Source organism: Variovorax sp. PCZ-1 (assembly GCF_018413605.1).
Taxonomy (GTDB): domain Bacteria; phylum Pseudomonadota; class Gammaproteobacteria; order Burkholderiales; family Burkholderiaceae_C; genus JANMDU01.
On the sequence record NZ_JAHCDN010000001.1, the window covers coordinates 1,184,105 to 1,198,583 of the forward strand.

At 54.7% G+C, this 14,479-nt stretch carries 10 protein-coding genes; 2 read left to right on the forward strand and 8 right to left on the reverse strand.

Annotated features, from left to right (window positions below; all coding sequences use genetic code 11):
• From KIH26_RS05775 to KIH26_RS05785, 3 genes are all read right to left on the reverse strand, one after another.
• Nucleotides 1-510 carry a hypothetical protein gene (locus tag KIH26_RS05775; protein WP_213443324.1) on the reverse strand — a complete coding sequence of 170 codons (510 nt, stop codon included), beginning with the start codon at nucleotides 508-510 and terminating at the stop codon, nucleotides 1-3.
• Nucleotides 511-517: 7 nt separating this feature from the next.
• The gene (locus KIH26_RS05780) at nucleotides 518-1,549 is read right to left on the reverse strand and encodes an HpcH/HpaI aldolase/citrate lyase family protein (protein WP_213443325.1); all 1,032 of its coding nucleotides are present in this window, start codon (nucleotides 1,547-1,549) and stop codon (nucleotides 518-520) included.
• Nucleotides 1,550-1,703: 154 nt separating this feature from the next.
• Nucleotides 1,704-2,690, reverse strand: coding sequence for a malate dehydrogenase (locus KIH26_RS05785; RefSeq protein WP_213443327.1), 987 nt, complete (start codon nucleotides 2,688-2,690; stop codon nucleotides 1,704-1,706).
• A gap of 171 nt (nucleotides 2,691-2,861) precedes the next feature.
• Between KIH26_RS05785 and KIH26_RS05790 the strand changes: the two genes are divergently transcribed.
• Complete coding sequence (locus KIH26_RS05790) at nucleotides 2,862-3,629, forward strand: GntR family transcriptional regulator (RefSeq protein WP_213443329.1); 768 nt, start codon at nucleotides 2,862-2,864, stop codon at nucleotides 3,627-3,629.
• A 61-nt stretch (nucleotides 3,630-3,690) separates the two neighbouring features.
• Here KIH26_RS05790 and KIH26_RS05795 read toward each other — a convergent pair whose 3' ends face one another.
• The 5 genes from KIH26_RS05795 to aceE form a co-directional block, all read right to left on the reverse strand.
• On the reverse strand, nucleotides 3,691-4,251 hold the full coding sequence (locus tag KIH26_RS05795) for a DUF1415 domain-containing protein (protein ID WP_503005061.1): 561 nt from the start codon (nucleotides 4,249-4,251) through the stop codon (nucleotides 3,691-3,693).
• Nucleotides 4,252-4,380: 129 nt separating this feature from the next.
• Complete coding sequence (gene lpdA, locus KIH26_RS05800) at nucleotides 4,381-6,222, reverse strand: dihydrolipoyl dehydrogenase (protein ID WP_213443331.1); 1,842 nt, start codon at nucleotides 6,220-6,222, stop codon at nucleotides 4,381-4,383.
• 119 nt (nucleotides 6,223-6,341) lie between these two features.
• Nucleotides 6,342-6,926, reverse strand: a complete 585-nt coding sequence (locus tag KIH26_RS05805) for an Ntn hydrolase family protein (RefSeq protein WP_213443332.1) — start codon at nucleotides 6,924-6,926, stop codon at nucleotides 6,342-6,344.
• A 153-nt stretch (nucleotides 6,927-7,079) separates the two neighbouring features.
• On the reverse strand, nucleotides 7,080-8,747 hold the full coding sequence (aceF, locus tag KIH26_RS05810; RefSeq protein ID WP_213443334.1) for a dihydrolipoyllysine-residue acetyltransferase: 1,668 nt from the start codon (nucleotides 8,745-8,747) through the stop codon (nucleotides 7,080-7,082).
• A gap of 129 nt (nucleotides 8,748-8,876) precedes the next feature.
• Entirely contained in the window at nucleotides 8,877-11,588 is a 2,712-nt protein-coding gene (gene aceE, locus KIH26_RS05815; RefSeq protein WP_213443336.1) for a pyruvate dehydrogenase (acetyl-transferring), homodimeric type, read from the reverse strand.
• 241 nt (nucleotides 11,589-11,829) lie between these two features.
• Between aceE and KIH26_RS05820 the strand changes: the two genes are divergently transcribed.
• Entirely contained in the window at nucleotides 11,830-14,400 is a 2,571-nt protein-coding gene (locus tag KIH26_RS05820) for a PAS domain-containing sensor histidine kinase (RefSeq protein ID WP_249661108.1), read from the forward strand.
• The last annotated feature ends 79 nt before the right edge of the window (nucleotides 14,401-14,479 follow it).

Consider the following 14,479-nt stretch of genomic DNA (forward strand, 5'->3'; position numbering starts at 1 on the left):
TTATTTGGGTGCTGGTGCATCCAACACGCTGATTTGGGGATTGAGCTTTAATTGCTCGGCTGTGCGAACCTGATCGGGATTGGCGCATTCGTCAGCAAGGCGTTTACCCAATTTTTGACTCATCAGCATCGACTTGTTCGCCAATTGAAGCCACAGCGCGCCGCGCTTGGGATCTTCGAGCCGAATGGCACCGGTGCGGCTTTGCACAGGATGCATGCTAAACCGATAGCCTTTGGTCGTCACGACGAAAAATCCCTCGCGTTTGGATGGCGTGACTGTCACGCTTGTACCCAGCTCGCATTTGATCTCACCCGTATGAACGATTTTGGCAATCGCCAAATCCGTCTCATCGAGCTTGATAGAAGGATCATCGTCAATCGGCGTGACTTCTTCAACGGCTTTTTGCGCGGAAGGGGCAAGCTTGGCAGCAGGTTTTTTAGCAGCGGGAGCGGTTTGTGCCCAAAGGTTGTTGGACAGCAAGATTGCAAATGAAATCAAGAGAATTTTCATGGCTAGGCTACTTCAATGTTGCAGGTTGTGAGGGGTGATCGAACCAAGCGAGCACTTGATTCGAGAGGGCGGCTCCCGTGCGGTGAGCTCGCTCCAGCAATTGGTAATAGTAGCGATAACTGGCTCTGTCGTGTAACTGGCCATTAAAACTGGCCGGAGCCCAAGCGTTTTCTGCGCCAAGTGATACGATTTGTGTAGCGTCATCAATCTCCTGCGCATCGGGTGCAAAAGCTTGCAAAATCGGGCGCACTTGGCTCGGATGAATGCTCCACATCCGGGTGTAGCCCAATTGCTGACTGGCTTGCGTGGCGGCTGCTTGCATCTTGGCAGTGTCTGCAAACTCCGTGACGACGCAATGACTGGGCACTTTGCCATGCGCGTGGCAGGCTGCTGCGATTTCTAGCTTCGCGCGGGTGACGAGTGGATGTGTGAATTGGCCTTGTGCCGTCATTGCGCTGGCCGGAATCGCGCCGCCGTGGCTGGAGACGAAATCCATCAGGCCAAAGCTGATGCTTTGCACGCGGGGGTGGGCGGCTATTTCAAAGGCTTTAGAGACGGCAGCGCTGGATTCGATCAGCACATGAAGCGGCAGCTTGGCGCCGCCTGCAGCATCGATCGCTTTGGTAGCGACATCGATATCCGCGGCTCTTTCCACTTTCGGAATCATCACATACGCCAGATGCTTGGCGGCACCACCGACGATGATGCGTACATCATTCGCAAACGCTGCATGATCAATCGCATGCACACGTACGCCGATTCTGGGTGCTACATTATTGATAGCACTTTGCGCAGGTTCTATGCCGTCTAGAAGCACTTTAAGCACTAAATTTGCATGCTCAAGCTCCTGCCCAGCAGGCGCGCCATCTTCACAATCCAGCGTCACATCCATCACGCAAGCGCCGAATTCTTCGATGAGCTCGGCTTGCAGTGCGAGTGATTTTTTCATGCGAGCTTCCACGCCGCAGTAATGATCAACCACAGGAAGCTGGAAGCTAGCTGCCTGTGAGCCGAGGAGTACTTCGCGTGGATGAGTCATGTGATCAAGCTCTGAAGTTCTTTTGAACGCAAAAGCCGCAAAAGTGACTCAAAAGACGCAAAAAAGAAGTCCCTGATTTGGTTTTCATTTCTGCGTTTTCTGCGTATGTTTTGCGTCTTTTGCGTTCAATTCCATGAGCGCCAAGTTGCAATGATCAAACCAAATGAGCCACGCCAGCTTGCTCGTCGGTCAGCTCTTTGAGCGTGATGTTGATGCGCTCTTGGCTGAATGCGTCAATCGCCAAGCCTTCAACGATCTTGTATTCGCCGCCTTCGCAGGTCACGGGGAAGCCAAACATCACGTCTTTTGGAATGCCGTATTCGCCATTGGATGGGATGCCCATCGTGACCCATTTGCCATTCGTGCCCAGCGCCCAATCGCGCATGTGGTCAATCGCTGCATTCGCTGCGGAAGCTGCAGAAGACAGGCCACGCGCTGCAATGATGGCAGCGCCGCGCTTGCCCACGGTGGGCAAGAAGGTATCTGCATTCCAAACTTGATCGTTGATCATGTCTTTCACAGATGCGCCGCCAATGGTGGCAAAGCGGTAGTCAGCATACATCGTGGGCGAGTGGTTGCCCCAAACGCAGAGTTTCTGAATGTCGCCAACGGCTTTGCCGGTTTTGGCAGCGATTTGCGAAGCAGCGCGGTTGTGATCAAGGCGCAGCATGGCGGTGAAGTTCTTGCGCGGCAGATCGGGGGCGCTCTTCATGGCGATGTAGGCATTGGTGTTGGCGGGATTGCCAACGACCAGCACTTTCACATTGCGCGAAGCGACGGCATTCAGTGCCTTGCCTTGTGCAGTGAAAATCGCGCCGTTGATGGAGAGCAGCTCTGCGCGCTCCATGCCAGGGCCACGTGGGCGTGAGCCCACGAGCAGGGAGTAATCTGTGTCTTTGAACGCGGTCATTGGGTCAGAGTGGGCTTCCATGCCAGCGAGCAATGGGAAAGCGCAGTCTTCCAATTCCATCATTACGCCCTTGAGTGCGTTTTGTGCTTTCTCATCAGGGATTTCAAGCAATTGCAAAATCACAGGCTGATCTTTGCCCAGCATTTCGCCAGAGGCAATGCGGAACAACAAGGCATAGCCAATCTGGCCAGCAGCGCCTGTAACGGCTACGCGAACGGGTTTCTTGCTCATGGGAGACTCCTAATGTGAAGATGGGAAAAACGGAAAACTTCTGAATGAAACGGCTTGGTAACTCGGGGCCTTCAAACCGCTGTAGCAAAACCCCTAGAGTTTACCCTCGAAACTGCTTGGATGGCATTTTGTCTTATGTCTTATATAAGATAAACTCAAGGAAATTCAAGGATGCCTTCCCCCATCATGGCCATTTCCCCCGAGACGCTTGAAGCGCCTTCGTTCACCCCACTCTATAGCCAGATCAAAACCCTGATCTTGCAGAGCCTGCAAGCGGGCGAATGGAAACCGGGCGAGGCTATTCCGAGCGAAATGGATCTGGCCGCGCGCTACCGCGTGAGCCAAGGCACGGTGCGTAAAGCCATTGACGAGTTGGCTGCTGAAAATCTGGTGAATCGACGCCAAGGCAAGGGCACATTCGTAGCCACGCATAACGAGCAGCATGTGCAGTTTCGCTTCTTAAAGCTCGTGCCGGATAGCGGTGCGCCCGGCAGCGAAGGCCCCGCAGAGCGCGAAATTCTCGAATGCAAAAAGGCGCGCGCCAGCGCTGAAATCGCTAAGCTGCTGGCCTTGCGCACCGGTGATCCCGTGCTGCAAATTCGCCGTGTACTCGGCTTCAAAGGCGTGCCCACGATTTTGGAAGACATCTGGCTACCAGCCGCCGCCTTCAAAGGATTGACAGCCGAGCAACTGGCCAACTACCCTGGTCCCTCATATGCGTTGTTTGAAACCGAATACAACGTCCGCATGCTCCGAGCCGACGAGAAAATCCGTGCCTTGCCGGCATCTGTTGAGCAGAGTTTGCTATTAAAAGTAGAGCAAGCGACGCCCTTGCTCTTCGTCGAGCGCGTGGCCTTCACGTATCGCGACACACCAATGGAGCTGCGCCGTGGCTATTACCGCACCGATACGCACCACTATTTCAATACACTGAATTGATCTTGCTGTAGCCTTGGTGCTGGGCATATTCAGAGTCCCTCAGCGCAGCACTTCCCGTGGCTTAAAGTCCGAGCTTCTTCCATCCTGCCAAGCCCAGTTTTTCAAGCGTTGCAATATTCGCTTCAAAAATCGCCTCAGCTTCCGGAAAAGCCTCCACAGCGCGCTCCACACTGTTTTCACGCAATAAATGCAAAATCGCAAACGGCGCACGATTCGTGTAGTTGCTGATGTCATCAGGCTCCGTGCCATCAAACTGAAACCTTGGATGAAAGCTGGCCAGCTGAATCACGCCTTCCAGTTCATGCTCATCGATTACATCTTCAGCGACCTCCAGAAAATCGTTGAAATCCAAAAAATCTTCAAACAGCGTGGGATGAATCAGCAGAGTCGTATCAATCTCTGATGCAGGCGTGGCCACCAACAAATCCAGTTCACGATCCAGCTCTTCGAGCAAATCATCCGCATGCCGCGCTTTGCTCACCACCAAGCGCACTTGATTCTTCACGTAAACCGCCTTGGCGAAAGGGCAGAGATTCAAGCCGATCACAGCTTTTTCTAGCCAGTGGCGGGTTTGCTCAAGGACACGTGTTTCGTCCATGGCTGAAGCGTTGGAAGTTGTCATGCATGAATTATTGCTGCAAAAGCATCGATGATTAGCTATTAGTAAGACAGGTTTGAGAAGCGGCCTAAAAAAGCAAAAAGTCCAGACGATTTCTCGTCTGGACTTTTTGCTTTAGGAAGATTTAACTTCTTATTTCTTGCTCGGTGGCAAATCCGTACAACTTCCATGCGCCACTTCCGCAGCCATGCCGATGCTCTCGCCTAGCGTGGGATGCGGGTGGATGGTTTTGCCGATGTCTACTGCGTCTGCGCCCATCTCGATGGCGAGGGCGATTTCGCCGATCATGTCGCCGGCGTGGGTGCCGACCATGCCGCCACCTAGGATTTTGCCGTGGCCGTGGGCTTCTGGGGAGTCATCAAAGAGGAGCTTTGTGAAGCCTTCGTCTCGGCCGTTGGCGATGGCGCGGCCGGATGCTGACCAAGGGAACAAGCCTTTTTTGACTTTGATGCCTTGCGCTTTGGCTTGATCTTCTGTGAGGCCGACCCAAGCGACTTCGGGGTCTGTGTAGGCGACGCTGGGGATCACGCGAGCGTTGAATGCGGCGGCGGCGAGTTCTTTATTGCCTTGCTGCTCGCCTGCGATCACCTCAGCGGCCACGTGCGCTTCGTGCACGGCTTTGTGGGCGAGCATGGGTTGGCCGACGATATCGCCGATGGCGAAGATGTGGGGCACGTTGGTGCGCATTTGGATATCGACATTGATGAAGCCACGGTCTGTCACTGCCACGCCGGCTTGATCGGCTGCGATCTTTTTTCCATTGGGTGTGCGGCCGACGGCTTGCAGCACGAGGTCGTACACGCCTTCGCTCTTGGTGCCGTCGAGGCCTTCGAATTGCACTTTGATGCCTTGCGGCGTTGCTTGCGCGCCTACTGTCTTGGTCTTCAACATGATGTTGTCAAAACGGCCTTTGTTCATCTTCTCCCAGACCTTGACGAGATCGCGGTCTGCACCTTGCATGAGGCCGTCCATCATCTCGACCACATCCAGACGCGCGCCGAGTGTGGAATACACGGTGCCCATTTCTAGGCCGATGATGCCGCCGCCGACGATGAGCATTTTCTTCGGAACACTTGCAAGGCCTAAAGCGCCCGTGGAATCCACAATGCGCGGATCATCGGGCAAGAAGGGCAGGCGCACGGCTTGGCTGCCTGCGGCGATGATGCAGTGCTTGAACTGGATGACCTTCTTTTCGCCCGTTTTTTCTTGAGCTGTGCCGCTGGTCTCTTCCACTTGCACATGATGCGAGCCCACGAACGCGCCATAGCCGCGCACCGTGGTGACTTTGCGCATCTTGGCCATGGCAGCCAAGCCGCCAGTGAGTTTGCCGATGACTTTTTCTTTGTGGCCGCGCAGCTTGTCAATGTTGAGCTTGGGTGCGCCGAATTCCACGCCGAGATCAGCCATGTGGCTCACCTCATCCATCACGGCGGCGACGTGGAGCAGTGCTTTGGAGGGGATGCAGCCGACGTTGAGGCACACGCCGCCGAGCTGGGCATAGCGCTCGACGATGATGACTTTGAGGCCGAGGTCAGCAGCACGGAAAGCCGCGCTGTAGCCGCCGGGGCCTGCGCCTAGGACTAGCAGGTCGCAATCCATGTCTGCTGCGCCTTTGTAGGTAGATGCTACTGAATTCGTAGCACTTTGCGCAGTATTTATGCCGGCGAGAGGCTGTTTTTGCTCTGAAACTGCAGCAGGAGCAGGTGTGGGAGCGGTTGCTGGGCTTGACGATGCGCCAGCGGCTTCGAGCGTGAGCACGATGGAGCCTTGCTTGACCTTATCCCCGATTTTGACCTTGAGTTCCTTCACCACGCCTGCGCCGCTGGAGGGAATTTCCATGGAGGCTTTGTCGGATTCGACGGTGATGAGGGATTGCTCGGCTTTGACGGTATCGCCAGGTTTGACGAGCAGCTCGATGACGGCAACTTCGTCGAAATCGCCGATGTCGGGGACTTTAATTTCTATCGTTGACATGGTTTGCTTTCCTTTGCGCCGCTTCGCGTCGCGAAATAAATGGGGTCAGAGCACAATTAATTTGGTGATTGGAAATCAAAAGGGGCGGGTGATCAAAATTAATTGAGATCTGACCCCGTTTATTTCAGTTTCATCGTGAACACCTTGATCGGGCCACCGGAGTTTTTGTCGAATTCGCAGCCTGCGGTCACGCCTGCGAGTGCCACGTCTCGCGCGCTTGCATCGCGCTTCGCATACGCAACGCTCATCGCGCCGAGCGCGAAGCCGCGGCCTGAGCCGACGCCCCAGAATTCTTTGAACTCGAAGACTTCGCGGTAGCTGTAGAGGCCGAAGATGCCTGCGCTGTTGGCGATCAACACGCTGAACTGCATGCTCTCATAAGGATCTGCATCTTCTTCCTTGGTTTGCAGGAAGAATTTTTCTTTGAGCACGGGGTGGAGCTTGAGGAAGGTGTCGTAGACCTCGTCTTTGCTGTGTAGCTTCAGATCTTCTTTAGGCAAGGATTCAAGCGATTTCCGCAGGGCAGGGAAGTGCGCCACAGTGCCTGCAGTGGTGACATAGCTCTCGCCGCCCACGGCTTTCACTTTGAAGATTTTTTCATTGGCTTCAAAGCGGTTGCCTAAGCGCGTATCGCCAAAGGTGACGAGCGAATCGGAGGCGATAGCGACATTGCCTGCTTTTTTAACGACTACTACTGTGGTCATACTGTTAAGTTCTTTGGATGGGATGGAGGAGAACGCAAAAGACGCAAAAGAAACGCAAAAGGCGCAAAATAGAAATTGATTGTCTGTTCTGTTTTTTGCGTCTTTTGCGTGTTTTTACGCATTTTGCGTTCTATTGCTTAGTTCGCCAATAACTCAAAGCAAAACGCGGCGGAAGTCCGAGAGGATTTGACCCAAGAATGCGTTAAAGCGAGCAGCAGCCGCACCATCAATCACGCGGTGATCCCAAGTGAGAGACAAAGGCAGCATCAAGCGTGGCACGAATTTTTCGCCGTCCCAGACTGGTTCCATCTGGCTCTTGCAGACGCCGAGGATGGCGACTTCGGGGGCGTTGATGATCGGTGTGAAGTAACGCCCGCCGATGCCGCCTAGGCTTGAGATCGTGAAGCATGCGCCGCTCATCTCGGCTGGCGTGAGCTTGCCGTCGCGGGCTTTTTTGGCGAGTTCGCCCATCTCTTGGCTGATCTGCAAGACGCCTTTTTTGTCAGCGTCTTTGATCACCGGGACGACGAGGCCATTGGGCGTATCGGCTGCGAAGCCAATGTGATAGTACTGTTTGTAGATCAGCGCATCGCCATCGAGAGAGGAGTTGAACTCGGGGAATTTCTTGAGCGCGGCGACGCAGGCTTTGATGAGGAAAGCTAGCATGGTTACTTTGATGCCTAGCTTCTCGTTTTCCTTGTTCGTCGAGACGCGGAAGGCTTCTAGATCGGTGATGTCTGCGTCGTCATGGTTGGTGACGGCGGGGATCATGATCGCGTTGCGTGTCAGATTTTGGCCGCTGATCTTTTTGATGCGGCTCATCTCTTTGCGCTCAATCGGGCCGAACTTGGTGAAATCAATCTTCGGCCATGGGATGAGGCCGAGTGCTGCGCCGTCTCCGCCTGCTGGGGCTTTGGCTGCGATGGCTTTGGTGGCCACAGCGCCGCTCATCACGGCTTTGGTGAAGCCTTGGATATCGGCTTCAGTGATGCGGCCTTTCAGCCCTGAGCCTTTGACTTCTTCGAGCGGCACGCCTAGCTCGCGTGCGAACTTGCGAACGGAGGGGCTGGCGTGAGGCAGAGCGCCAGTAGGAGCCGTTGTGGGGTTGTGTGCGGCTGGAGCATGTGCAGAGGATGCTACTGAAACAGGAGCTGCTTGCGCTGTATTTACGCCGGCTACAGGCTGTTTTTGCTCTGAAACTGCGGCTGCGGGAGCTGTAGAGGCTCCGGTAGGCGCAGAGCCTTCGAGAATGGCCAGCAGATCACCGATATTGATCTTGTCGCCAACTTTGACTTTCAATTCTTTGAGCACGCCTGCCGCGCTCGATGGAATTTCCATCGCAGCCTTGTCGGATTCGACGGTGACGAGAGATTGCTCCACCTTGATCGTATCGCCCACTTTGACAAAGACTTCAATCACAGCCACATCTTTGAAATCACCAATATCAGGCACTTTAACTTCGATGCGAGATGCTACTGAATTCATAGCTGCTTGCGCAGTATTTATGCCGGCGACTGGCTGTTTTTTCTCTGAAACTGCAGCGGGAGCAGGTGTGGGAGCGGTTGCTGGGCTTGACGATGCGCCAGCGGCTTCGAGCGTGAGCACGATGGAGCCTTGCTTGACCTTATCCCCGATTTTGACCTTGAGTTCCTTCACCACGCCTGCGCCGCTGGAGGGAATTTCCATGGAGGCTTTGTCGGATTCGACGGTGATGAGGGATTGCTCGGCTTTGACAGTGTCGCCAGGTTTGACGAGCAGTTCGATGACGGCAACTTCGTCGAAATCGCCGATGTCGGGGACTTGAATTTCTATGATGGGCATTGTTAAGTCTCCATGCAACGCTAATGCGTTGCGAAATTAAATGGGGTCAGAGCACAATTAATTTGGTTGTTGGTTATCAAACGAGGTCGGTGATCAAAATTAATTGAGATCTGACCCCGTTTAATTTCATCAAGCGTACAAGGGGTTGATCTTGTCGGTTTTGATGCCGTACTTCTTGATCGCTTCTGTCACTTTAGCTAGAGGCAATTTGCCGTCTTCTGCCAAAGCCTTCAAAGATGCGATGACGATGTAGTGGCGGTTGACTTCGAAGTGCTCGCGCAGTTTGCTGCGGAAGTCTGAGCGGCCAAAGCCGTCTGTTCCGAGGACTTTGTAGTTGCGCGTTGGCTTGCCATCAGCCGTGGCCTTTTGCACGTAGGGGCGGATTTGCTCGGCGTAGGCTTTCATGTAGTCCGTTGAAGCGATCACGGGGCCGGTGGTTTTGCCGAGTTGCTCTTCCACGAAGCTCTTGACTGGCTTGGCTTCTGGGTTGAGCAAGTTTTGGCGATCAGCGGCTTGGCCGTCGCGGGTGAGTTCGTTGAAGCTTGGGCAGCTCCATACATTGGCGCTCACACCCCAATCTTTTTCCAGCAGCTCTTTCGCGGCCATGCTCTCGCGCAAGATGGTGCCAGAGCCGAGCAGGTTGACCACGTTATCTTTTTTCGCAGCAGCTTCTTGCAGCAAATACATGCCTTTGATGATTTGCTCTTCCGTACCAGCTTTGAGGCCAGGCATGGCGTAGTTTTCGTTGAGCAGCGTGATGTAATAAAACACGTTGTCTTGCTTTTCCACCATGCGCTTCAAGCCATGATGCAAGATCACGCCGACTTCGTGGGCGAAGGTCGGGTCATACGAAATGCAATTCGGAATCGTGCCGGCCATGATGTGGCTGTGGCCGTCTTCGTGTTGCAGGCCTTCGCCGTTCAGCGTGGTGCGGCCGGATGTGCCGCCGAGCAAGAAGCCGCGGGCTTGCATATCGCCTGCTGCCCAAGCCAGATCGCCGATGCGCTGGAAGCCAAACATCGAGTAGTACACATAGAACGGCACCATGATGCGGTTGCTCGTCGAATACGAGGTCGCCGCTGCAATCCAGCTGCTCATGCCGCCGGCTTCGTTGATACCTTCTTGCAGAATCTGGCCGCCTTTGTCTTCCTTGTAGTACATCACCTGCTCTTTATCGACAGGGGTGTATTGCTGACCGAGCGGGTTGTAAATACCGACTTGGCGGAACAGGCCTTCCATACCGAAGGTGCGCGCCTCGTCCACCAAAATCGGCACCACGCGCTTGCCCAAAGCTTGATCGCGCAGCAGCTGCGTGATGAAGCGCACATAGGCTTGCGTGGTGGAGATTTCTCGGCCTTCGGCGGTGGGCTCCATCACAGACTTGAAGACATCAATCGCAGGCACGGTGAAGCTCTCATCGGCCTTGGTGCGGCGATGCGGCAGATAGCCACCAAGCGCTTTGCGGCGCTCATGCAGATACTTCATCTCCGGTGTGTCGTCTGCGGGCTTGTAGAAAGGCAGATCGGCGATTTGGCTATCAGGGATCGGGATATTGAAGCGATCGCGGAAGGCTTTGATGTCTTCGTCAGCCAGCTTCTTGGTTTGGTGAACCGTGTTTTTACCTTCGCCGATTTTGCCCATGCCAAAACCTTTCACGGTTTTGATGAGCAGCACGGTGGGCTGGTTTTTATGCTTCACCGCAGCGTCAAACGCGGCATAGACTTTTTGCGGATCGTGGCCGCCGCGCTTCAAGTTCCAAATTTCATCGTCGCTCATGTGCGCGACCATCTCTAGCGTCTCGGGGCTGCGGCCAAAGAAATGTTTACGAACATAAGCGCCGTCGTTCGCTTTGAAGGCTTGATAATCGCCATCCAGCGTGTCCATCATGATTTTGCGGAGCGCGCCATTTTTGTCGCGTGCGAGCAATGGATCCCAGCCGCTGCCCCAGAGGCACTTGATCACATTCCAGCCCGCGCCACGGAATTCGCCTTCGAGCTCTTGCACGATTTTTCCGTTGCCGCGCACAGGGCCATCTAAGCGCTGCAGGTTGCAGTTGATCACGAAGATGAGGTTGTCGAGGTTTTCACGGGCTGCCAAACCGATGGCGCCCAAGCTTTCTGGTTCGTCCATCTCACCGTCTCCGCAGAAGACCCAAACTTTGCGGTTAGACGTATCAGCAATGCCGCGAGCATGCAAGTATTTGAGGAAGCGCGCTTGGTAAATCGCCATCAGAGGGCCGAGGCCCATCGACACGGTGGGGAATTGCCAGAACTCGGGCATGAGCTTGGGATGCGGATAGCTGGAAAGGCCTTTCCCATCGACCTCTTGGCGGAAGTTTAAAAGCTGCTCTTCCGTCAAGCGGCCTTCGAGATACGCGCGGGCATACACGCCGGGCGACACATGGCCTTGGATGTAGATGCAATCGCCACCGTGGTTGGCGCTCTCGGCGTGCCAGAAATGATTGAAGCCTGCGCCGAACAAGTTGGCGAGAGATGCAAAGGAGCCAATATGGCCACCCAAATCGCCGCCGTCCGCAGGGTTATGGCGATTGGCTTTGACCACCATGGCCATTGCGTTCCAGCGCATGTAGGCGCGCAGGCGCTCTTCGATTTCTACGTTGCCTGGGTTGTGCGCTTCTTGATCAGGCTCGATGGTGTTCACATAGCCGGTCGTGGCAGAGAAGGGCATGTCGATGCTGTTTTGGCGAGCATGCTCCAAGAGCTGCTCCAGCAGAAAGTGCGCGCGGTCTTTGCCCTCTGCGTTGATGACGGCGGAGAGTGCGTCCATCCACTCGCGGGTTTCTTGGTTGTCGAGGTCGATGTCTTTGGGTAGTGCTGACATGTTGTGTCTCCAGATAAGAAGCAGCGTCATGGGTGATGACGAGCCGTGCATAACTTGCTTAGCTTGCCTTGAATTTAGGGCAGTGACTCTATTGTTTCACAAATTCTTTGATATTTTCAAATAGTGCATCATGTTTTCATATTATGGAATATGATGAACGCCGAAAAAACGGCAAGGGGTGCACGACAATCGCAAGATGACCGATATCGTGAGAACAGAGCCGATGCCTTTGGCTGTGCCTATGTCTGCATCAGCTAAGCCAGCTCGTGCTGTGAGCAAACAGCCCACGTGGCTGGTGCGCTGGTGGCGCTCGCAATCGCCCACGCGGCAAAATCGCTTTGCCTTGATCGCGCCTCTGGCGGCCGTGGCGGTGTTTCTGATGGCTATCGTGGCAAGCTTTGGTTATTTGCGTTTAGAGGAAATGTCTCGCGAGCAAGAGGCCGTGCAGCGCGATGTGGAATACGCGCAGCAGCGCCTTCGTCTGCGTTTGCTTGAGCGCCAAGAACAGCTCATGCGCTTAGCGGCAGATATCAACAACAAGCAGATTGATACCGAAGATTTCGTTACGCAGGCCGAGAGCTTGGTACGTCAATATCCAGAATTGCAATCCGTGGTGTGGATTGATGCTAAGAAGCGCATTCGCGTGAGCTACACCTCGCCCAGCATGCCAGGGCTGTATGTGCGTTTGAGTGGCGATATGCTTCGCCATCAAGAAACAGACACCGTCTATAACCTCGTGCGAGATGTGCGTCAGCCCATGTATTCCGTACCATTTTCCGTGCCCACAGGAATAGGAACGCAAACGATGTCTGTGTTGCAGGTGCAAGTGCCGCTGGCCGATGGCGCACGCTTTGGTGGTGTGGTGATGGGCGAGTACCAGGTTGATGGGCTGATGCGCTATGGCGTTCCGGCCGAGATCACTGCCAAGTATGCAGTCGCTTTACTCGATGATAAGAATCGCCTGCTGTCTGGCAACACCTCGCCCAAGCGCAATGCGGCAGTGCGTCTGTTACCTTGGGTGCAGCAAGATACGGAGTATGAGGTGCCGGTTTCGCCGCTGGGCAATAGTTTGGTGCTGCGCGCCGAGGCATATCGTGCCTCCTTGGGGGTGATTGGCAGTGCGCTGTTTTGGTTGGTGCTGGTTCTCTCGCTGATGACGGCTTGGCTGCTCGTTACCGCATGGCGGCATACTCGCCGCCGTATCCAAACGCAGGCTGCGCTCTTGCAAGAAACGAGCTTTCGCCGCGCCATGGAAAACTCCATGCTCACCGGCATGCGCGCGCTCGATCTGCAAGGCCGCATCACCTATGTCAATCCAGCTTTTTGTCAGATGACGGGTTGGAGTGAAGCGCAATTGGTGGGGCTGACCGCGCCATTTCCCTATTGGCCTGAAGATGACCGCGAGATGCTCGCAGCGAGGCTGGAAGAAGAGATCAGTGGGCGCACCACGCCGGGCGGGTTTCAAGTCCGCGTGAAGCACCGTGATGGCAGCATTTTTGATGCTCGCATGTATGTGTCGCCCTTGGTGGATGGCAAAGGTGTGCAAAGCGGCTGGATGACCTCCATGACCGACATCACAGAACCTAATCGTGTGCGTAAGCAACTGTCTGAATCCTACGAACGATTTACCACCGTGCTCGAAGGCTTGGACGCAAGCGTCTCTGTGGCACCGCTGGGCGGCGATGAGCTGCTGTTCGCCAACAAAATGTATCGCTTGTGGTTTGGCAGCAAATCAAAAGAGCATTTGAGCTTGGTGGAACAAGCGGGGCGCATGGATAGCGGCATTGTCCAGCCTGATTTCAAAGACAGCACCAGCGGCGATAGCGTGGATTCTTTGGCAGGCTTGCCAACCGAGGAAATCACGGCAGCTCGCAGTGAGAATGCAGAAATCTTTATTCCTGATCTCAACAAATGGCTCGAAGTGCGTTCTCGTTATCTGAACTGGACGGATGGTCGTTTGGCTCAAATGGTGATTGCTACAGACATCACACCGCGCCGCATGGCTGAGGATCTGGCAGCCCAGCAAGCAGAGAAGGCGCAATCCGCTTCGCGCCTCATTACCATGGGTGAGATGGCTTCGAGCGTGGCGCATGAGCTCAATCAACCGCTTACTGCTATTTCAAATTACTGCACTGGTATGGTCAGCCGTATTCAGGGCGGGCAGATCAATCAAGAAGAGATGCTGGCCGCTTTGGAGAAAACTGCACGCCAAGCCCAGCGTGCTGGGCAGATCATTCATCGCATTCGCAGCTTTGTGAAGCGTTCGGCGCCGAATCGGACAGAGAGCGATGTGTCCCAGTTGGTATCCGAAGCCTTGGAGCTGGCCGAGATTGAGCTGCGTCGCCGCAATGTGCGGCTCACACACTATTTGGCCGCTCGCTTACCGCGTTTGATGGTTGATCCGATTTTGATCGAACAAGTGCTGGTTAATTTGCTTAAAAACGCTGCCGAGTCGATTGACAATGCGAATCGCCCAAGCAATCGTCGCAGCGTCGAGCTCCGCGCTATACCGAAGCAGATTGATGGCGTGGGCGAGGCCGTGGAATTTACGGTGACTGACACCGGGCAGGGCTTGGCTCCCGAGGTGATGCAGCGCTTGTTTGAAGCCTTCTTCTCCACCAAGGCCGAAGGCATGGGCATTGGCCTGAACTTGTGCCGCTCCATTGTGGAGAGCCACCAAGGCAGGATGCATGCTGAGAACCTCTACAATGGCGATCAAGTGACGGGTTGCCGTTTTAGCTTTTGGCTGCCCTGTCAGCCTGTGGCCTACTACGGCAGCCGTACAGGCAGCTTTTCAGCCGTACAGGCTTAAAGTTGAGTGCTATTAATTGGATAGCATTCCGCGCAGATTCTACGCCGGCGATCGTTGGTTTTGTTATAAAAAGGACAGT